Below are 20,190 nucleotides of genomic sequence, written 5' to 3' on the forward strand. Positions count from 1 at the left end.
GACTGAGAGTTTATATACGCGTACATTCTTTGGAGCTTTGGGGAATTATGGAAATCTTTCTCTACACCCTCAGGATGTTGAACACAGCAAAAAAAGCGCATTTCATAAATGGTCTGTCGGGGCTTATGGAAGTTTGCAACATGATACTGGTTTTTATATGGATGGGGTGTTATCGTATGGCCTTTTTAAGGGGGATGTTTTGACCCTTGCACGAGGCAAAGTTGTGGCATTAAAGGGTAAACAGTTTAGCGGTTCTTTAACGAGTGGCAGAACGTTTGCAATAGGCTATAAAGGCGTTGTTTTTGATCCGCAGGTTCAGATTATTTACCAGCATCTTCAGTTTCATCAAGCGCTTGATGTTGATTATCTTGATGTTGATTTAGGAAAATTTCATCAATGGGTGGGGCGTGTTGGAGGACGTTTAAGCAAGACGCTAGGTGTTTCTGAAAAGGGACATAAGGTTTCTTTTTATAGTAAGCTTTCTTATTTGCATAGTTTTGAAAATAAGCAATTTGTTTCTTTTAAAAACGATTTTCAGTTAGGTTCTTTTGGCTCTTCTTTGGAAGCAGGACTTGGGTTTAATGCGCGTCTTTCTTCAAAACTTTCTTTTCATGGAGATGTTACTTATCAACATGGGTTAAAGAAAGTTGGTTTTTCTGGAGCGAGTTTCTCTGCAGGATTGCGCCATCTTTTTTGAGGGGTACAATATGTATTTTTTAGATGAAAGGCAGAAGTTTTTCTGCCTTTTACTATGTTAAAATTCATTTTGATTTATAGATTGAAAATCCTCATTATACACGTTCTTCATCTGTGATGAAGCGTTTTTCTAAAGTTTTTTATCTTATAAGATGAAAAACAGATTTTATTGTGAATATGAGAGGATTAAATACTTGTAACTAATCTTTAAAAAGAGGCGGTATTGGTGGTTGTTTTGTTAATATAAAGTGGACGAGGGTTGGTTTTTAGGTGTTTTTTTAAGCGTTTTTATGGTTATATTTATTCGTTTCTTTATTAATTTTTATAGATTGCAAGTTTAAGGCTTATGATCTTTATGCATATTTTTTGTTTTCTTTTTTAAGCTGTTTAATTGAGGAGTTTGGAGAAAGACTTATTTTTTAGACAAGGTGAGAAAGTTTAAGGAGAAATTATTATAAAAAGTAAAGAATGCTTTATCGTTTTTTAGGGGAGTTTTTTCTTTTTTGCAAACGATAGCTGCCAAGAACAACTTTGATAAAATACAGATTATTTTCATTGTTATAATAAGTGGGCATCATCATTTTATTTTTCAGATCCCAATATTGCGGTGACTTTAGTATTTGAGAGTATTCATAAGAAGTGTTTTTTAGTCCTTTCTTAAATGTTTTTTATCTGCATGGGGTTTCCCTGTTTGCAATGTGCAAGCAAAAGGCTTGGGTCGCTTCAATATAAATAGATTTAAAATTGAGAAAAATTTACGATTTTAAGGGTTTTCATTCAACATATAAATAATGGACACGCTTAAACTAATTGGATATGTTAAGACTAGAAGCTGGATTGTAGATTAGGATTAGCAGGGATTTTCGTCCTTTGAGGTGTGGAGCGGAGGTTAAAAAATTTTTATTTAGAAAAATAATGTCGCGTTTCTTTCTTCTGATCATCGGAATAAATAAGCCTTTTCGATGATGATGTGCGCTATATTTTGCTTAAATTCTCAGAAAAGTGTTTTTATGGGAGTCTGCAACGCGTGGCATAGGTTCCTATAGAAAGGGGGGGCTTTATAGATAATGGAGCGGTTTGGTTTTATGGGTGGTATTTTTGTACGGAGGAAATAATGCTCAAAGGTTAAAATATGTTTAAGGCCTTTTTTTGTTTAAAGGGGAGAGATTAGGAAGATGGAAGATTTCATGATTATGAAGACTTTGGGAAGCTTTTGAGGTGTTTGGGATTTCTGCAAGCTCTAGAGATGCGTAAGAGCTGAGGTTTCTAGAAGATTGCGAGGGTATTTTTATCGGTGATGATTATACTTGTTGGGATTTGGCTTAATCAGTGATATTGATCACACCACATTCACCAGTTTCACTGCCGAAGGTGAGGTTATGCCCTGTTTGATCCCAGTTGAGTGCTGAGATGGCGCTTTTCCCATAACCTTTTAGAAGGACTTCTTTTCCATCACGAAAATGTGTCGCTAAAATCATTCCATCATTGAAGCCTATGGCTACAATTTCTTTGCTTGGGTGGCATGAAACGGTGCTAACAAGTGCATTTGCACGTGTTCCAAGTTCTAGGGGTGTTTTTCCTATGGGACCATCTTTTGTATGAAAGGGCCAAACAATTGCGGCAGAGGCACCTGATGTTGCGAGCCATTTTCCTTTTGCACTCCAAGACCAGCTTTTGACTTTGCTTGGGTAACCACTCATGCGTAAATGTTGATGATCAGTAAGACGCCAGCCGTGCAAGGCGTTTTCTTGCATCGTGGAAATGACATAGCGGTTATCTGGTGAAAAGGTGACACCACAATGAGCGCCTTTCCACACCAATGTAGTGGGAGATGTTTGCGTTGATAACCAATGAAGCGTAACACCATTGTAATGAGCAACGGCAAGTCGTAAACCTTTTGGGGCAAAAGCCAGTCCTTCTACACTGCGCTCATGCTTGAGCTCTTGTTGTTCTTTTCCAACATGCACAAATGCAAGACGTGAGGAGGAAAAGGCAAAAGCTTTTTGGGGGCCAAAAGAAACGTTATTGATCCATTTGCGTTCTTTTTGGTTGAGCAGTTCTGTGTGACCATTTGCTCTTGTTTGACAGATTTTTCCGTCTTCTCCTCCTGTGATGACCGCAGTATTGTCAGAAGAGAAATGACTTGAAATTATTCCTTGATGAACTTCAAAGACTTGTGGGGTTGGGGTTAAAAAAACAATCAAACCTTCCACGGAAACAAAGGCTGGTTTATTGCCTATAAAACCACAGGAAAGGCAGTAATTTTGGAGATTATAATGGATAATGTTTGACATTGTCACTCACTTATGCACAACGTTCAAAACCAGTTTTTAACTTTTCAGCATCAAGAGAGCGTCCGATAAAAACAAGGCGGCTTTCTCGTTTTTCATCTTCACGCCATGGGCGTTGATGTTGCCCCTCAAGAAGCATATGAATGCCCTGAATGACATAACGATCATCATCTCCTTGAAAGGCAATAATGCCTTTGAGACGCAAAATATCAGGTCCTTGTTGCTGTGTAATCTGTTGGATCCAAGGAAAAAATTTTTCTGGTTGCAGAGCACCTGTTTTTAAACTTATAGAAGTGACGGTGATATCATGAATGGTGGATGTGTGATGATGATGGTCATGATGGCAATCGGGACCACATATATGATCTTCATGCTGGTTTGTCTGTTGCTGATCAAGAAAATGAGGCTCATGGTCTAGAGCGCGTTGGAGATCAAAGAAACCACGATTGAGGAGTTTATCAAGAGGAATATTGGTGCGCTGTGTTCTATAGAGTATAGCGCGAGGATTAATCGCAAGAATAAGAGATTCTGCATGGGAACGTTCCTGTGCCGTAACGAGGTCAATTTTATTTAAAAGAACGATGTCTGCGAAGGCAATTTGCTCTTCAACTTCACGACTTTTTTTCAGTTGAGAGGGAAAATGCCTCGCATCAACGACCGCGATGACACTGTCAAGGGTTGTTTTTTCATGGACAGTATCATCCATGAAAAAGGTTTGTGCAACAGGAACGGGATCAGCAAGCCCTGTTGTTTCTATAATAATTGCATCAAATCGATGAGAGCGTTGCATCAAACTTTCCAGAATGCGAATGAGATCACCGCGCACGGTACAGCAAACACAGCCGTTGTTCATTTCATAAATTTCTTCATCTGATTCAATGATCAAGTCATTATCAATACCAATTTCACCAAATTCATTAACAATGACGGCATAACGTTTGCCATGATTTTCACTGAGAATGCGGTTGAGAAGGGTGGTTTTTCCTGCACCAAGATAGCCCGTGAGAACTGTAACAGGAAGCTTTGGGGGAGGTGTCGTTTGCATGAGAAAACCTTTTATTGTTCTTTATTGCCATGTGTTTATGTTAAATCGATTGATATCATCAAGTAAATCACGAAGCTGAGAGAGAACATGAGAAAAAATTGCTTCACCAGCTTGTGGTGTTGCTTTGCTTGCATTTCCTGCTGCACCTTGCGTGTTTAGATCACGCATTGTCCAGCCAAAAGCATGAGGACCATAAGCGCGTAAATACCGATAATTAGCAATCATATCCGCTTGTTTATTATGAAAATTTTCAGCCTTTTCCATATGGACTTTTTCTGGAGCTAAATAGAGCATGAGAGAGGTCTCGATAAAACCGCCATGGATATCAAGATGCTGTTGAGCAGGCTCTATCAGACCTTGTGGCAAACCAAAACGGCTCCAGCTTGTTGCTACAGCGAGCATGGAAAAGCGTCTTCGTAATTCGGTGATAACAATGCTCATTAAAGGTGAATTGCCTCCGTGAGCATTGAGAAGAAGAAGGCGGTTGATCCCTTTGTGATAGCAGTTCTCACCAATCTTGATCCAGCGCTTAATCGCGTCAGAAAAGCTAAGGGTTTGTGTGCCTGTAACATCTATATGCTCTATAGAATAGCCAATCTTTTCAACCGGTAAAAGTGCGATATGAAATCGTTCTTTTGTTTGTAAAGTGAGGGCTTTTGCAAAAGCTTCAGCAATAATCCAGTCGGTTTCAAAGGGAAGGTGCTCACCGTGATATTCGTGTGCGCCCAAAGGTAAAAGAGCGAGAAAAGGCGTATTAGATACCATAAATTATTGCCTAAAAGAGACGTTAACACAGACAAAGTAATCAAAGGTGCTGTTATTATTTAATCTATCTATAACAGAAATGCAAATAGGCGGATTTTAAATCCTATAGGGATGTTCTAAAAATGAGAACTTTATGAAAAATAGCGAAGTTTTTTTTGAGAAAAACGAACACAGTTTTTAATGTAATATGCGGCATCCCTTCTAAAAATAGATCTCTTTTGTAAGCGTTTTTGATAAATAAATATTTAGGAAGATTAAATACTTCATATCATATAATGAAAATATTTTTTTCCTTACGTTTTAAAAAGGTAAGATTAGACCAAGTTTAATATTCTCCTTATCTATTATAGAGCTAGGATAATCAAAGCATTTCTGATGTAGCGCAGGTTATGCGGACACAGACGTTGGTTTTAACGAGGATTCTTGCGTTCTTAATTCAAATTTACGTATATATCTTTACAAAAGGGTAGAAATGTTGGTTCACTCATTATTACTTTGAACAGTAGCTTAACAGATTTTAGTATTCGTGAGAAAAATGAATGGAATGAGAAGAATTTACGTGAGGTAAAATCGCATAATGACCATTGATTTGTAAAGAATGTTTTGAATAAGAGTCTTGAATATCGTAAGATTTTTTATTTCAAACGTATTCTATGTTGAATCAATAAAAATCGTGCTTCTTACATACCACAAGGGGATTAACTGCGTAGAGTGAAACTGTACAAGAAGGGTATGTCTCTTATGAATCATCTTCAAGTACTACGAGCTGGTTTGCAACATTGGATTCTGGCAAAATATGTGATGGTGCCGGCTTGCTCTTTTATTCAGTGTAATGATGATGATGTTCAATGAATTAACTCTTATGTCGTTCACTGGTACCGCTGCAAAATTGCAGAGAGCCTGATGAGCTTATAAGATGATAAAAACATCGTTGAAATCATGATAAACAAAATCTCGTTGTGTTGCACATCGCTTGTTTTAAAAAAACATCAGGTATACAAGCCTATTTTTCTAAGCTGTTCGTGAATGGTATAATGGTAAATCCATATAATAGCAAAACCCCATATAATAGCAAAACCATTGTACATTATCATCTTTATACTTATTGGGATCATCTTTATATTTATTGAGGTAAAAGAGGAGTGCCATCATACGCTTTATCAACTCCCAATTTTTACAACAGCATTTAGTTCTTAAAATACCTCATAAGTTATATTTTTCTTCAATTTCTTTACCTGCACACCACCCTTGCTTGTAATCTACAAGAAAATAAATTTTATTGGTTCAAATAAATAGAGTTTAAATGAAGAGAAATTTATAATCATCAGTTTTTTATTTAACATGTAAAACGATACATTATGATTATAAAATGATTATAAATCAGTCCCTTTCTTTTAAGATGCATGGTTGATCAAGTGATTGTTTAATATCGGTTTTCAAGGGATATATTTTCAATATACTTATCTTGAATCTGGTTCTTCAAAATAGGATTTTCTAATAGGTTACTCTTTCAATTTTCCTTCAAATATTTGATTAACTTTTTTATTCAGATTTTAATGACGCTTTCATTAAATATAATATATACTATTGCATCGTATAAGAATAAATTATAAAATAATATTTTTTATTTTTATAACTTTTACTATTATAAGTTTGATATTTTATTTTAAAAAATAATTTTGTAAAATAAATTTATGCTTAAAATATTTAAAAATAAGTTTTATTTCTATATTTTTATATCATTTATTTTTCTTTTTGCACAAACTGCAGAGAGCTATGTAAATTTTGATAAAGATTTATCTCAAAGTAAACAATTTTTTACTAATCAAGAAGAAAATATAGTTAATAAAAATATAGATATGAATTTGATTTATACTATTGGAGAAACAAATAAGATAACTTTTATGAAAGTTAAGCAAGAAAGTTGTTTTTCAGTATTTTGGGGGATCATCTCATTTTTCATGACACTCTTTGTTTTTGGTTGTAGGTAGTTTTCTATCGCTCTAGTTTTTCTTATAATGTTTTTGTAAATCTGATAGGCTGACGTATTTTATAAGTGCGTTTTGTTAAGTTTAAAAATTAAAATTCTCAATATTTTATACTGTATGAAATAGAGGGAGCTATATGATCTTTGTAAAGATGCTATGAGATGTTTTATATATTAATAAAAAGTGAAACTCATTTCGTTAATCCATTCCCTGTTTGAAAATAGAGGTTGTTATAGCTCTTTGACGATTGATAATTGTTTTAAAATAGTCTTCTATTTTAGGAGACGTATTTATGGTTATATATTTGTTTTAGATCGCTGTTTTTACTTTTTAGACAAATTTATTTTTTGACATGATCGATAGAAATCTGTGTTATCAATCGATGATTGATGTAATAAAAGATCTTTAAAATACTGTTTCATCATTCTCTTATTTTAGCAATTATATTTATATATTTTAAATATTATACTGTTTTAAAATTTATTTTGATATAAAAGTTTATAAATTCTTCTTATGAAGAGATAATAACTTATTTTTAATTTTCATGCAGTTTTTAAATTTTAATTAATGATAATGGAAGATAAAAACTAGCAATATATTTTACTTTAATGAAATTATTTTCATAATATGAGACTATGCGCAATTGTTTTCGCTAAGCTTTATAGTTATTTTATTTTCAAATAAATTTTATTAAGTATGATATTAAAAAAAACTTCTATTATCACTTTTAATTTATTCGTGTTTATTTTTTTAATTTAAATTATATTTTTTTACTTTACATGTAATACAGAATGTATTATATTGTATATTGAAATTACATATAATATATCATATTGTATTATTTGTTTATATATATATATTAGTATTCTTTAACTTTTTCAGCGAAGAAAAAGAGGAGCAAAGAAAGCTATGTTTAAAATATTTAAAAATCGTGTATGTTCATTTACTTTTACACTACTTATTCTTTTTTTTGTACAGATTATAGAGGGGAATGCAAGTTTTGTAAAAAATCAATTTCAAGAAAAAATGGTCGTTAATGCTTCTATAGCAAGAAACAATGCAGTTATTAAAGGAGTGGATAGAGCTGTCGTTTACGGTGTTGAGAAACAAGGTAGCGTTGCTTTTGGAAGAGCTGAAAAAGTTTCTGCATATTCAGGTTCAGCTTTTTGGGGTGGGATAGGTATTGTGTCTCTTCTTGTTTCTTTATGTTGTGGCGATATAGTTGGTGCCGTTGTTTCTATTTTAGGAATGTTATGTACACTTTAGGAGAAGACTGAGTTTAGTAAAAGATTCATTGAATTTGTCGATATGTTTTTCGTTCACTTCCTTATTTTTAAAAAATCAATATTTGAAGTGGCTTATGCTGTATTGGATGCAAAAATCACTATTATTAATATTAAATGTATCTTTTGTTGGTATTATTAAAGCTTAATATCTTGAAAATAAAGTTTTTCATTTTCAAAGTGGTGTAACCTGATTTTTATAGTTTATGGTTATTTCTTTGTTGTAAGGCTAGCGTTTTCACCCTCTTTATCGGCCATTTCATATTGTCTTGCTCCTTTTATATAAAGGTTCTTCATCAAAGGTATATTTATTATTTTTAAAAGTTATTTATATTTATAAAATAAAAAATAAGAAGAGATAAAATAAAAAATTCTGTATTCTCTCTTCTAACAAGTAGTTTATGATAATTTATCATTATAAATAAATTTTTTAAATTAAAAACGAATTTATTGCTTTATAGATATTTATTATTTCAAATCTATTTATATTTAACCAATCAAAAGCATTTTTTGCATATAATAAGTTGCATTCGTGTGTAGGTAAAATTATTCAAGAAAAAGGCAAAAACTCTCTCATGAATTCTCTCTAAGGCTCAAGGATTTTCGTAGTAATATTGGGAATTGTAAAATCCAATGATGATGCTGGTTTATATCTTTATGGCGTAAAGATAGTGACACAAAAGGAATCTTATATTATCTCATGGAGAGGTTTATATTATAGTTTACAGCCTCTCTTGTGAGAGAGAAGCGCTGATGTGCGGTGTTGGAAAATGTTTTTATTAAAACAGACACTTAGATTTGCAATGCAAGTGTACTTTGGGTTGTTCTATTACGTTAGGGAAGGTTGCTGTTAAGTAAGGGTATAAGGAGGGGAGAGGAAAAGCAAATATAAAGTCTTGCTTGACATAGAAATTTGCAATCTACGTGATCTTCACGAAGGAAGTATTCCTAACCCAGAATGCGTTTATTTTTGATGTATTACTTTCGTATAGAAAAGAAACGTTGTTCCTTAATAGGGTTACGCCCCTCATGCAAAACAGAGCGCCATTGATTTGCACATTCACGAGTTTTTTTACAAAGACATGTCTTAAGGTCCCCAATCCCATTTTATGGCGGCGACCATGAATGGTATAATGGTCAATCCATTGAGTATCTCCATCTTTAAGCTTGACAATAAAACGCGCTTGGCTTCACATCCCACGGAATGATTGCAAACTTGCCATGCTGAAAACCATACCATCAAACGCCCCCACACAATTATATAGCTATGTAGCTTATTTTGAACTTGGCGTTATCATGGAAGCGACAGAACATCCAGAACTCGGCTTTAAAGCTTATGAAAAGGCATTAGACGACACTCCACAAATGCAAAAGCTTCAAAAGCGCATTGAGGCTCTGTTGGACGAAAAATCACCGCAAGCTCTTTGAACGCATCATTCATGAATGAGGCGCATCTGACTCATCTTTATGCTTATGGAGTAACAAGCTAGTACCATCACACGCTTTGCCAGCTCCCAATGTTACGACAGATCTTGCATTAAGACGGTTCATAAGGGCCATTTTAGTCCTTTCTTGTATAAATTTTACCCACACACCAGCTCCGTTTGTAACGTGCAAGTGAACGGTTTTGATTGATTCAAGATAAGCCAAGTTTTAAATGAGAGAATCTTACGTTATTTAGGACTCTCATTCAATATGAATAACGCTATATTATCATTATAAATCAATATCTTGTCTTATAAGTTAATGGATTTTTATGTTAGGATAAAAAGAGGATATTTATAGCTTAGCCGAGAGAAGGGCAATGAAGTAAAAGGTCTTGTTTGGCACGAAGACGCGCAATCCATTGATCTTCACGAATAGCCGTATTATGGACTGTAATGAGTTCATTTTTTTTAATTGCAGCTGTTACTGTTGCTTTTTCTAAAAGACCACAAGGAATAGCTTGGTGAGCACGTGCTTCTGCAATGTTCATGATCCAAGCACGATAACTATAAAGCCCAATAAAATCCAACTGATCGCCTGGGTATAAATCTTTTTTAGCAACAGCACAGACTTCTACGACTGGGTGGCTGAGGGGAACCATATCTTTTTTGCCATAAAGCATAATGCGTGCACAGGTGAGGGGAACTTCCATGGCTGTTAAATGATAGGGGCGGTGAAAGGTGAAATAAGGACCCTGTCCCATTTTTAAATCTTCCATACGCTCGCGTAAACGTGGGTGTGCTATTTCTGCAATGACAAAGACCCCTGGGGAAACACCTTGACCTATTGAATAATCCACCACACCATATTGTTGCAAAATGCCCCCATCTTGTTTGGGGATAAGTACTTTGTGTAAATCTTGCAGTGCTGCTTGGGGACCGTGCATTCCTGGGCAATCGGGAAGAAGTCCAGTGGCATTAGCAATTGCTGCCATTTCAACCATCGTTTTGGAACCATCAATAAATTCAACCAACATGCGCACATTCATATTACGCCGGAGTGCTTCTTCTTCGTAAGCATCGGGTGTCGCATCAAAGAGGAGAGGGTTATTTTTTCCCTTCCCCGCTGCAACAATTTTATGCCCAAGAGCTGAAACAAACTCGATGAGTTCCATGCATGCAGTAGGTTCATCACCAGCACCAAGGGTATAAATAAGTCCTCGTTTTTCTGCTTCATGTTTCAGATACGTGCCAATCGTAACATCCGCTTCAACATTCATCATGACAAGGTGTTTGTTGTTTTCAAGCGCTTTAAAGCCAATTTCTGCTCCGGCTTCTGGATAACCTGTTGCATCAACGATAATATCAATTTGTTCATGGCGTAAAACAAGGTCGATATCATTTGTGGCCGCAATCAAACCTTTTTCAATGCTTTGTGTGAGGGCATGCGTATTTTCAACTTCACAGACATGTCCTTCTTCACCATAGGCGAGTGTTGCAGCATCAAAAATACGTGATGGTGTCCTCGTAGCTACGGCGGCGACTGTTATACCCTCCATATGTGCAATACTTGATAATAAATCTGTGCCCATTTCACCACAACCAATCAGTCCAATACGGATGGGGGGATGGTTTTCTGCACGGTGCTTTAAATCATGCGCTAAACCTGTTAGGTTTACATTGCTTGCCATTCTTTTTTCCCATTTGAAAACTATTCTGCTAAAAAAGATTTCTTATTCATAAGATGTATTTGTTTTTAAGACAATTAATTAATCTTTTATTCTTGATGCTCTAATCAATGGGTTTTATAAAAGCAAGAGGGGTTGTTGCTTTATCAAATAAAATAGGAATAGTGTTATGCAGCAAAAAATCGCAGTACAAGATGTCGCTACTTTTATTGGAAAAGAAATAGGATTATCGGAGTGGCGCCTTGTTACACAGGATATGATTAATCAATTTGCATGCGCTACAGATGATCATCAATGGATACACGTTGATGAAGAAAAAGCCAAAAAGACACCTTTTGGGGGAACGATTGCTCATGGTTTTTTAACATTATCGCTTTTGTCTACGCTTGCCTATGAGGCTCTTCCAGAGCTAGAAGGGGCGACAATGGGGATTAATTATGGTTTTGATAAAGTACGTTTCATGAGTCCTGTGAAAACAGGGGCGCGGGTGCGTGCGCGTTTTGTGTTAGATGATGCTGAAATTCGCCCTTCTGGTCGCGTGATTTTCCATTATGGGGTTATAGTGGAAGTAGAAAAATTAAAAAAACCAGCCCTTACTGCTCAATGGCTTATTGTTGCTGTGGTGGGAGAAAAATTTTCGAATTCTTAAGATTATTTGAGTGCTTTATTTTGTGAGAATTTATCTTTGATGATAACATGAGTAATATAGTGATTTATAATAATGGTCTCGTGTCATTCATCCTGAGTACGAGTTTAGAACATCATAGGATTTTCTCATTCTAAATCTATTTCCATGTTGAAATAATCAAAACCATTCATTTGCACGTTTAAAAGCGCGGAAGCTTGTATGGAGTGGAACTGTACAAGAAAGGTATGTCCCTATCTCAAGTTTCAAAGGTTGGTTTGCAACATTGGGTGCTGGCAAAGTGTATGATGAAGTCGGTCTGCTCTTTTATGAAGGTAAAGATGGAGGGCTCAATGGATTACGACTGTTATACCATTCACGGACGCAGTGGTGAAATGGATTTAAGAGCCTTGATACCTCTTTCAAACAGGTACATGAATATGCAATTGCAAGGTCTATACCGTTTGGGCATTCTTTTGCACGGGTAGATCGAGATCCATTAAAGAACGTGATAAACAAAAGTGTGGGGCAATGCGTAATCTCCATTATTTAAAGTATATTGCTTTTGAAAGCTTTAATGCCGGACTAAAGAATGATAATAAAGGTAGAAATTGGTTTACACCTTTATACCTTTAATATTCTTTTACAATGAGGCAGTCTTTCCATTTTGAAATTACGCCTAAAACAGATAGGTAATACGCTCGCTTGAACTTTGGCATAAAAAAGCAGGAATAATGTTTAGAGATTTTATCCAATTCAATATGTCTCTAAAATATGCTGCCGCGTTCGGTCTCGATGTTGATTGACAAGCAGTTGGTTAAAGCACAAAACTTGTTTTAAGAAAATAACGCCATAAAACCATTAATAAACGAGCAATGGATTGGAGAGATGTTTCTGTTTTTTTATCAAAGGCTTTGGGAGAGAACAATCATATATTCAGAATAATCAATCATAATTATAGTGAAGGAGTTTCAGCCTTGATCGCCATAGCTGATTGTGATGTCTGCTCGATCGTTTTTTATGGGGTATGGTTGGGGCAGATCGTGATCAATAAAGTGATTTAACATGATAATTTATCGTTTTATGGTGAGAGAGAATTTTGAATGTTGTAAGATCTCTCATTTTATCCCCTTTCATATTGAAGCTCTTAAAACTTATTTTCTGGATTATAAATTGGGGCTTATGTAGATAAAACTGTTTAAGAAAAGAGGAAAAGTGTTTGGCCTTTTATGAGTGTTTGATAGGCAAGCGGGAAAGCGCTTTAGACGTGGCAAAGAGGATGATAATAGTGAAATTCTAAGTCCTTTAATGTTTTGTTTTATCAAGTTTTTGTACGATTTTATCAGAAGTCCATTGGGTTGTAATATTGAGGACAATCAAAAGGATAATGACGATGGTCATGATGAAGGTATTGTAGCGTTGGTAGCCATAGCGGATTGCCATATCTCCTAAACCGCCTCCACCGAGATAGCCGGCAAGTGAGGTCGCGCCTATGAGAGAAATGACCATGACTGTAAAACCTGTAATCAGGCTAGGAAGAGCTTCAGGAATAAGAACATATCTGATAATTTGAAGACGGCTTGCACCCATAGAGCGGATCGCTTCAATGAGACCTTTTTCAACGGTTTTAAAAGAGAGTTCTGCCATGCGTGCATAAAAAGGAGTGGCTGAAATGGTCAGTATAAAAATGACAGCAGGCATTCCTATCCCTCTTCCTACAACGATACGTGTAACGGGAAGAAGATAAAATGCAAGAATAATAAAGGGAATAGCACGAATACTGTCAACGATTATACTTAAAGGGCGATTGATGAGAGATGAGGCAAAAATCTCTCCGCGTGCTGTTGTGTGAAGAAGAAGACCAAGGGGAAGCCCTATAATCAGTGCCATAAAAGAAGCACTCAGTGTCATCAGTATCGTATCAATAACAGCTTGAGGAAGTTCATGAGTAAGAACATTAAACATAGCCTAAGACCTCACAATATCGTCCTTTTTTTGTTAACCATTGAACAGCTTTTTCTAAAGCTTCTTTATCTTCTCCAGGAAGGGCTAAGAAGAGTCGCCCAATGGTTTCATCTTGAACGGTATCAATACCACCATGTAAAATACGGGCTTTTAAACCACTCTCATTTTCTAAAAGATGAAGAAAAGGTTGCTGGGCAATTTCACCTGCAATATTGATTTCAATGACAGCTTCTCGCCCGATTGGTTTGAGATTTTTTGCAAATTTTTCAGGAAGTTGCGGGGTGACAAGCTTGAGCATGGCGATGGTTGCATCATCTTGCGGTGATGTAAAGATGTCTTTTACACGTCCTTCTTCTACAATGTTTCCCTGATTGAGAACAACGACGCGATGCGCTATGGTGCGCACAACTTCCATTTCATGGGTAATGAGCACAATCGTGAGATTGAGATGTTTATTAATATCAGCAAGGAGCTCTAGAATAGATTGTGTTGTTTCAGGGTCAAGAGCAGAAGTTGCTTCATCGGATAGCAATATTTTAGGATTAGCCGCAAGAGCGCGCGCAATCCCAACACGCTGCTTTTGCCCTCCTGATAATTGTGCTGGATAACAATATTCTTTTCCATGTAATCCGACCAATTCAATCAGTTCAAGAGCACGTTTGTGGCGTTGTCTTTTACTTACACCACTCAATTTAAGTGGCAATGCAATGTTATCAAGAATATTTTTCGATGAGAGAAGATTGAAATGTTGAAAAATCATCCCAATTCGTTGACGGTAAGGCGCCCATTCTATCTCTGATAGATTTGAAATATCAACACCTTCAAAAAAAATGGATCCTGCATCAATCTTCTCTAACCCATTTAAACAACGAATAAGCGTTGATTTTCCTGCTCCACTACGCCCAATAATGCCAAGGATTTCACCAGCATGGATATTCAAAGAGAGATTATTAATTACCGGAATACCAGCCGTTTTGTTAAAACAACGGCTGATGTTTTTTAAGGAGATAAGAGTAGGGTTTTCCATTAACAATTACCGAGATATTTGGCAAAATTACCAAGATGTTTGGGCCGTTTTGCCAAAAATCTCTTTGATTTTTGCACGGATAAGATCGTTGTTGTAAGCGGCAACTAATTTTTTAACCCATGGTTCATCTTTTTCGCTCGTGCGTACAACGATGATATTATCATAAGGATTATTTTTTGCGCTCTCCCATGCGACCACATCTTTTTCGAAGTTTAATCCGGAAACAATGGCCCAGTTTGTATTTACAATCGCAATATCAAAATCATCGATTGCACGCCCTAACATACCGGCATCGAGCTCACGAATTTGCAGGTTTTTAGGATTTTCAATAATATCAAGGGGAGATGCAAGAATATTATGAGGATCTTTTAACTTAATCAGACCTAAAGAATTGAGAAGAAGTAGGGCTCTTCCACCATTAGATGGGTCGTTTGGGATGCCAACATGTGCACCATCACCAAGATCTTTTAAATCTTTGATTTTGTGTGAATAAACACCGATTGGAGCAATAAATGTATAGCCGACAATTGAAAGTTTATAGCCACGTTGTTTCATTTGTTCATTAAGATAAGGGGCGTGCTGAAAAGCATTTGCATCGATTTCTCCTGCGTTAACAGCATCGTTAGGCAAAGCGTAATCAGAAAAATAAACCAGTTCAATATCTAAACCGGCCTTTTTAGCCTGTTCAGCAGCCATTTTCCAGATAATCGCATCCCGCCCTTCCATAATACCAAGTTTGATTTTTGATTTGTCTGTAGCCATGACAAAAACCGTAGATAAAAAAAGAGCAAAGAGAGAGAGAAATAATCCTATAATTCGACTACGAGAAAAAAATTTTAATGTCATGTGCTTTTAACTTTCTTTTGCAAAAGCTTTTTTTGAGGGAAGCTTTACTATACTCTGTGTTCTTTTTTTAAAGATCTGAGGCTATACAAGCTTTAGAGAATATTCAATCCCTTTTATCTTAAAAATATTATTATTTTTCCTCTATTTTCACCAGTTTTGGTGAAAACGCATCATGCGTGAGAAGAAACGCGCTGAAATTCAAATAATCAATTCTTTTATTGCAATCATTTGTTGAGGGAACCAATGGCCCTGTAAAAACTTCTGTAAGGGACAATTGATTGAAAAGTTAAGCAATCAGATGATGTTTGAGCCGCCAATTCATGAGGAACATATTACGCAATCAAGATCAAGAGACCATGTTCGTGTCGAGGGGGGAGGGGGATAAGAGAGATTTTGTTGCAATGTTGCAGGGGCTTGGGGGGGATAAAGGCGATGATCACTGGATTTAAACGCGGCAAACTTTTGCATAGGTGAATATTTTACCCTTCACATGTTAGAGAGGAAAAAAATAATGTTAAAAAAGAAATTTTTATCAACAATGATGACTTTATGGGCTTTAGGAGCATCAGGGGTGACAATGACTGCTTTTCACGCGCAAGCTGGAAACATTGCAGGAAAAGTTGCTCGTGTTGCATCAGGTCAGGTATCTTTACGCAAAGGTCCTGCGATGGATTATAAAGTTATCGCAATGGTTCCGATGGGAGAAAAAGTACAAGTTCATGGCTGTCTATCCGATAAAACTTGGTGTTCTCTTGGTTATAATGGAAAAGTTGGCTGGGCATCAGCACGTTATGTCAATGTCGACAATGTTCCAACCATTGCTTTTAAAAAGATGCCTGTAAATGCTTTGAAGAAGATGCCTGTAACATCAAATGCCATGATAAAATCACCAAAAGAAATAAAATCACCAAAGGAAATAGTAAAACAAGCTGTTTCCGATTTTAAAGCTCTTCCAGCAATTCAAAAAACACGGAAAAACATGCAAAAACTACAAGAAACAGATGCGATTATCGATTCCACTGGTGTTAAAAAAGGGGATGAACGGACAATTTTAAATCCGTCTCCAAAAGCACAAGGTGTCTCTGTAAAGCACGTGAGTGCTTATAATCCCATCTTTCCTGATGACGTCAATTACAAAAATTTTGAACGCAATGAAACGCGTTATCGTGTTGTGACTTATCCTGCTCCATAAGGATGAAGTAAATCTTACAATAGAGATGACAAAAATTACGGCAGCATGAAGCAAAAAATGCTTTATGCTGTTGGTTTTGCTTGTACTGTAAAGCAGCTTCAAGGTAGTGATTGGTGGAAACGACTTAAAAAGTGCGATTGTGTACAGATCGGTGTAGAGAGAGCTTCGTTCTTTAAGGGAGAAAGAGTTAAGAATATTTCAGGTAAAATTGGCTAACGTTTCAAAACACCGTCCTTTATGACAGTGTTAGAGAGAAGTGCTTTAAAGGTGAAAACCAGTTTCCATCTTTACCATCATTTTTAGTTTAGCTGTACGACTTTCAAAAGTATCTAAAGCAATGTCTTTTAAATAATGGAGATTGCCTCACGCTTTTGTTTATTACATTCTTTAATGGGGGCACGACTTTTGCATAAAACAGAACACCATTTGTTTGCACATTCACGGGCTTGTTTTAAAGAGACATCTCGCAATGCTCCTAATCCCATTTCACGACGCTGCCTATGAATGGTATAACGATAAAGCCATTGAGCACTCTCATCTTTATGCTTGTGAAGTCACAAGTCGGCACCATCACACACTTTGCCAACCGGTGGGTGTTGCGATAGATCTTGGCACTTGAGAGCGTTCATAAGAGCCATTTTTAAATCCTTTCTTATACAGTTTTTCCTCACACGTTACCCCCGCTTGTGACGTGCAAGCGAATAGTTTTGATTGATTCAAGATAAATCAGATTCAAAATAAGAGAATCTTAGGTTATTCGAGATTCTGATTCAATATACAAAACAGTGAATTATATTTATAAATCAACATGTTACATTAAATAAGCCGGACTTTATTTAAAGACCGGCTCTCTATGCTTCTTCGTTCTTTTGGATAGAGAAAGGGTTAATTTGCCGACTTAGACTTTATCAAATTACGAGAAATGAGCAATTCAGCAATTTGAACAGCATTCAATGCTGCTCCTTTTCTTAAATTATCAGCGACAACCCAGAAAGCTAAACCATTTTCAACAGTGATATCTTCACGAACACGACTAATAAAGGTGTCATCTTCGCCTGTACTTTCATAAGGTGTGGTATAACCACCATCTTCGTGTTTATCGATAAGTTGACAACCAGGGGCCTCACGGAGAAGCGCTTGTGCTTCAGATGCACTGAGTGGTTTTTCAAATTCAACATGGACGGCTTCCGCATGACCGATAAAGACAGGAACCCGAACAGCAGTGGCTGTTAATTTAATTTTCGGATCGAGAATTTTCTTCGTTTCCACGGTCATTTTCCATTCTTCTTTTGTATAACCATCTTCCATGAAAACATCGATATGAGGAATGACATTAAACGCAATGCGTTTGGTGAATTTTTTTGATGTAATTGGATCGGCAACAAAAACTGCACGTGATTGTTCGAAAAGTTCATCCATTCCTTCTTTACCAGCTCCGGAAACAGACTGATATGTAGAGACAACAACACGTTTAATGATGGCAGCATCATGGAGAGGTTTTAAAGCTAAGACCAGTTGAATTGTTGAGCAATTGGGATTGGCTATAATATTACGTTTAGAAAAGGCACTTATGGCTTCAGCATTGACTTCAGGAACAATCAAGGGAACATTGACATCATAGCGCCATGTGGACGAATTATCGATGACAACACAGCCGGCTGCAGCGATTTTAGGGGCATATTCTTTGGAAATGCTTCCCCCCGCAGACATAAGACAAAAATCTGTGTCAGAAAAATCGTAAGTATCCAGTGCTTTTACTTTTAAAGTTTTGTCTCCATAAGAAACTTCTTGCCCTAATGAGCGTCGTGATGCCAGAGGAACAATTTCGTGCGCAGGAAAACCACGTTCTTCTAAAATTGTAAGCATTTCACGACCGACATTTCCTGTTGCGCCGACAATTGCAACTTTAAAACTCATTTTCTATACTCCTTCGCGTCTCTCCACGTTTATTCCCCGCGCTATACTCAGGAGAGAGTGAGCTGGTCAAGGAACATCATTATAAAATTATATCTTCAATAATCCCATTTTGTGCATACCAATCATAATCGTTAGCACAATAAATTGTCTTATTTCAAATAATACAGTCTTTTTTAGTCTTTCAGAGTTGAAAAAATTGGATATTTTATGCTAAGTCTTCATCTCTTTAAGAGAGCAATTAAGTGAATTCTTTCTCTTCTGTCAATCGTTTCTCTTTACTCTTTTGAATTTTTAAAAGATAGTATGATGCATCGTGTTGGAAGATTTTTTTGATCTTTTATTTATTCAGTATTTAATGATTTCATCTCTTTTCTCTTTAAAGACGAAGATTTCTATTTAGTCTGTTTCCAGACCGGATAAAAAATTTTGTCCTCTATAGAGGAGATAGTTAAAATTCTTTTTAAAGTTATGAAGGACATTGATTATTGTGTTCAGCAAATTTATGAAAATAAGGGGGTATTTTTTTCATCAGAAATCAATTGCAAGATCGCCTTTTGTTTTTTACGGGTAAGAATTCTGAAGTTTTTCAAAAGTAAATACTCTTCTTTGCTCGATATTTTGTTATCATCATCATAGAGGCGATCTTCTTTTTGTGCGTTATCTGCTAAAAAGAAGGAAATGGGAACATCGAGGATATCAGCAATTTCCTGTAAACACCTTGCACTTACGCGATTTAAACCTTTTTCATACTTTTGTATTTGTTGGAATGTTACACCCAAATGATTTCCCAATTGTTTTTGAGAAATCCCCATGACTTTTCTTCTGAAGCGAATTTTCTTGCCTAAAGAAATATCGTAAAAATGTGGATTTTTAGTTTGCACTTTTTGCACTTAAAGCCCCCACTGGGTGCGAGCGCCCTCGCATTAGTATCCGGGGTCTGGAAGTGCTGACATCGAATCAGCCTCTTGCTTTTAGTGCTTAAAGCACTTGGACATAACAAGAGCCCCCGGAAATTCCGGGATATCCGCAAAGCAGATTTGTTCTGCGTTCGATGTTAGGGCTTCCAGGCCCTTTTGATCGTCGCGTATACGACCAAAAACACAAGTTTTATTCATAAGGGAATTATTTTCAATCGTCAATCGAAATTCAAATTGCTTATTCCAAGCAAATAAAATGCATTTTTTAGCCTATAGAGCCTGTAGAAATATCATGAAAACACGGATATCCAGTTTGTACTTACGCTTCTATCAGTCGCAAGCGTCTTCGCATTAGTATCCGGGGGCTGGAAGTGCTGACTCAAAACAGCTCCTTGCTTTTAGTGCTTAAAGTACTTGGACATAACAAGAATCCCCGGAACTCAGAGATGTCCGCAAAGCGGGTTCATTTTTCGTGTTTGAGTTTTTCGGGCTTCTATGACCTATTGATCGTCGCATATATG

General features: G+C 36.3%; 15 protein-coding genes and 3 pseudogenes. 6 read left to right on the forward strand and 12 right to left on the reverse strand.

Translation table 11 applies throughout. The features are described from left to right. On the forward strand, positions 1–697 hold a 697-nt coding region (locus B5V81_RS08080; RefSeq protein WP_212113018.1), incomplete at its 5' end, for an autotransporter outer membrane beta-barrel domain-containing protein. A 1,321-nt stretch (positions 698–2,018) separates the two neighbouring features. Here the strand turns inward: B5V81_RS08080 and B5V81_RS08085 are convergent. The 3 genes from B5V81_RS08085 to B5V81_RS08095 are packed head-to-tail and all read right to left on the reverse strand — an operon-like array spanning position 2,019 to position 4,797. Continuing rightward, the gene (locus B5V81_RS08085; RefSeq protein ID WP_212113019.1) at positions 2,019–2,990 is read right to left on the reverse strand and encodes a WD40 repeat domain-containing protein; all 972 of its coding nucleotides are present in this window, start codon (positions 2,988–2,990) and stop codon (positions 2,019–2,021) included. 10 nt (positions 2,991–3,000) lie between these two features. Further along, positions 3,001–4,032: a CobW family GTP-binding protein gene (locus B5V81_RS08090; RefSeq protein ID WP_212113020.1), complete on the reverse strand. Its 1,032-nt coding sequence runs from the start codon at positions 4,030–4,032 to the stop codon at positions 3,001–3,003. Positions 4,033–4,053: 21 nt separating this feature from the next. Then, positions 4,054–4,797 (reverse strand): creatininase family protein, encoded by a 744-nt coding sequence (locus tag B5V81_RS08095; protein ID WP_212113021.1) that lies wholly within the window; start codon positions 4,795–4,797, stop codon positions 4,054–4,056. 2,897 nt (positions 4,798–7,694) lie between these two features. Between B5V81_RS08095 and B5V81_RS08100 the strand changes: the two genes are divergently transcribed. Then, positions 7,695–8,051, forward strand: coding sequence for a hypothetical protein (locus B5V81_RS08100; RefSeq protein WP_212113022.1), 357 nt, complete (start codon positions 7,695–7,697; stop codon positions 8,049–8,051). Between the two features lie 1,019 nt (positions 8,052–9,070). On the opposite strand, the pseudogene B5V81_RS08980 reads toward B5V81_RS08100, so the two are convergent. Continuing rightward, positions 9,071–9,237, reverse strand: a pseudogene (locus B5V81_RS08980) (integrase arm-type DNA-binding domain-containing protein); the annotation flags it as partial. Positions 9,238–9,364: 127 nt separating this feature from the next. Between B5V81_RS08980 and B5V81_RS09125 the strand changes: the two are divergent. Next, the gene (locus B5V81_RS09125; RefSeq protein WP_342356090.1) at positions 9,365–9,496 is read left to right on the forward strand and encodes a hypothetical protein; all 132 of its coding nucleotides are present in this window, start codon (positions 9,365–9,367) and stop codon (positions 9,494–9,496) included. A gap of 33 nt (positions 9,497–9,529) precedes the next feature. Here B5V81_RS09125 and B5V81_RS09065 read toward each other — a convergent pair. Then, positions 9,530–9,628, reverse strand: a pseudogene (locus B5V81_RS09065) (integrase); the annotation flags it as partial. 226 nt (positions 9,629–9,854) lie between these two features. Beyond that, positions 9,855–11,183, reverse strand: coding sequence for an NAD(P)H-dependent oxidoreductase (locus B5V81_RS08110; protein ID WP_212113024.1), 1,329 nt, complete (start codon positions 11,181–11,183; stop codon positions 9,855–9,857). A 166-nt stretch (positions 11,184–11,349) separates the two neighbouring features. Between B5V81_RS08110 and B5V81_RS08115 the strand changes: the two genes are divergently transcribed. Continuing rightward, entirely contained in the window at positions 11,350–11,829 is a 480-nt protein-coding gene (locus tag B5V81_RS08115) for a MaoC family dehydratase (RefSeq protein ID WP_212113025.1), read from the forward strand. Between the two features lie 1,281 nt (positions 11,830–13,110). Here B5V81_RS08115 and B5V81_RS08120 read toward each other — a convergent pair. Genes B5V81_RS08120 through B5V81_RS08130 form a run of 3 tightly spaced genes read right to left on the reverse strand, consistent with a single transcriptional unit; the run spans position 13,111 to position 15,643 of the window. After that, positions 13,111–13,770 (reverse strand): methionine ABC transporter permease, encoded by a 660-nt coding sequence (locus tag B5V81_RS08120; RefSeq protein WP_212113026.1) that lies wholly within the window; start codon positions 13,768–13,770, stop codon positions 13,111–13,113. Beyond that, entirely contained in the window at positions 13,763–14,797 is a 1,035-nt protein-coding gene (locus B5V81_RS08125) for a methionine ABC transporter ATP-binding protein (protein ID WP_212113027.1), read from the reverse strand. The genes B5V81_RS08120 and B5V81_RS08125 overlap by 8 nt, the downstream gene beginning before the upstream one ends. Positions 14,798–14,824: 27 nt before the next feature. Then, positions 14,825–15,643, reverse strand: coding sequence for a MetQ/NlpA family ABC transporter substrate-binding protein (locus tag B5V81_RS08130; RefSeq protein WP_212113028.1), 819 nt, complete (start codon positions 15,641–15,643; stop codon positions 14,825–14,827). A gap of 511 nt (positions 15,644–16,154) precedes the next feature. Here B5V81_RS08130 and B5V81_RS08135 point away from each other — a divergent pair. Further along, on the forward strand, positions 16,155–16,835 hold the full coding sequence (locus B5V81_RS08135) for an SH3 domain-containing protein (protein ID WP_212113029.1): 681 nt from the start codon (positions 16,155–16,157) through the stop codon (positions 16,833–16,835). A 45-nt stretch (positions 16,836–16,880) separates the two neighbouring features. Continuing rightward, positions 16,881–17,051, forward strand: coding sequence for a hypothetical protein (locus B5V81_RS08140; RefSeq protein ID WP_212113030.1), 171 nt, complete (start codon positions 16,881–16,883; stop codon positions 17,049–17,051). 43 nt (positions 17,052–17,094) lie between these two features. Here B5V81_RS08140 and B5V81_RS08990 read toward each other — a convergent pair. The 3 genes and pseudogenes from B5V81_RS08990 to B5V81_RS08155 all read right to left on the reverse strand — a co-directional run. Then, positions 17,095–17,473 (reverse strand): annotated as a pseudogene (locus B5V81_RS08990) (Arm DNA-binding domain-containing protein); the annotation flags it as partial. 247 nt (positions 17,474–17,720) lie between these two features. Next, the gene (locus B5V81_RS08150; protein WP_212113032.1) at positions 17,721–18,752 is read right to left on the reverse strand and encodes an aspartate-semialdehyde dehydrogenase; all 1,032 of its coding nucleotides are present in this window, start codon (positions 18,750–18,752) and stop codon (positions 17,721–17,723) included. Positions 18,753–19,252: 500 nt separating this feature from the next. Further along, complete coding sequence (locus tag B5V81_RS08155) at positions 19,253–19,633, reverse strand: helix-turn-helix domain-containing protein (protein WP_212113047.1); 381 nt, start codon at positions 19,631–19,633, stop codon at positions 19,253–19,255. Between the last annotated feature and the right edge of the window lie 557 nt (positions 19,634–20,190).

This window comes from Bartonella queenslandensis (assembly GCF_018155095.1).
Taxonomy (GTDB): domain Bacteria; phylum Pseudomonadota; class Alphaproteobacteria; order Rhizobiales; family Rhizobiaceae; genus Bartonella; species Bartonella queenslandensis_B.

Excerpts from the sequence above, each read along its gene's own strand:
- B5V81_RS08085 (WP_212113019.1), bottom strand. The coding sequence starts at position 2,990 with ATGTCAAACATTATCCATTATAATCTCCAAAATTACTGCCTTTCCTGT.
- B5V81_RS08090 (WP_212113020.1), bottom strand. The coding sequence starts at position 4,032 with ATGCAAACGACACCTCCCCCAAAGCTTCCTGTTACAGTTCTCACGGGC.
- B5V81_RS08095 (WP_212113021.1), bottom strand. The coding sequence starts at position 4,797 with ATGGTATCTAATACGCCTTTTCTCGCTCTTTTACCTTTGGGCGCACAC.
- B5V81_RS08100 (WP_212113022.1), top strand. The coding sequence starts at position 7,695 with ATGTTTAAAATATTTAAAAATCGTGTATGTTCATTTACTTTTACACTA.
- B5V81_RS09125 (WP_342356090.1), top strand. The coding sequence starts at position 9,365 with ATGGAAGCGACAGAACATCCAGAACTCGGCTTTAAAGCTTATGAAAAG.
- B5V81_RS08110 (WP_212113024.1), bottom strand. The coding sequence starts at position 11,183 with ATGGCAAGCAATGTAAACCTAACAGGTTTAGCGCATGATTTAAAGCAC.
- B5V81_RS08115 (WP_212113025.1), top strand. The coding sequence starts at position 11,350 with ATGCAGCAAAAAATCGCAGTACAAGATGTCGCTACTTTTATTGGAAAA.
- B5V81_RS08120 (WP_212113026.1), bottom strand. The coding sequence starts at position 13,770 with ATGTTTAATGTTCTTACTCATGAACTTCCTCAAGCTGTTATTGATACG.
- B5V81_RS08125 (WP_212113027.1), bottom strand. The coding sequence starts at position 14,797 with ATGGAAAACCCTACTCTTATCTCCTTAAAAAACATCAGCCGTTGTTTT.
- B5V81_RS08130 (WP_212113028.1), bottom strand. The coding sequence starts at position 15,643 with ATGACATTAAAATTTTTTTCTCGTAGTCGAATTATAGGATTATTTCTC.
- B5V81_RS08135 (WP_212113029.1), top strand. The coding sequence starts at position 16,155 with ATGTTAAAAAAGAAATTTTTATCAACAATGATGACTTTATGGGCTTTA.
- B5V81_RS08140 (WP_212113030.1), top strand. The coding sequence starts at position 16,881 with ATGAAGCAAAAAATGCTTTATGCTGTTGGTTTTGCTTGTACTGTAAAG.
- B5V81_RS08150 (WP_212113032.1), bottom strand. The coding sequence starts at position 18,752 with ATGAGTTTTAAAGTTGCAATTGTCGGCGCAACAGGAAATGTCGGTCGT.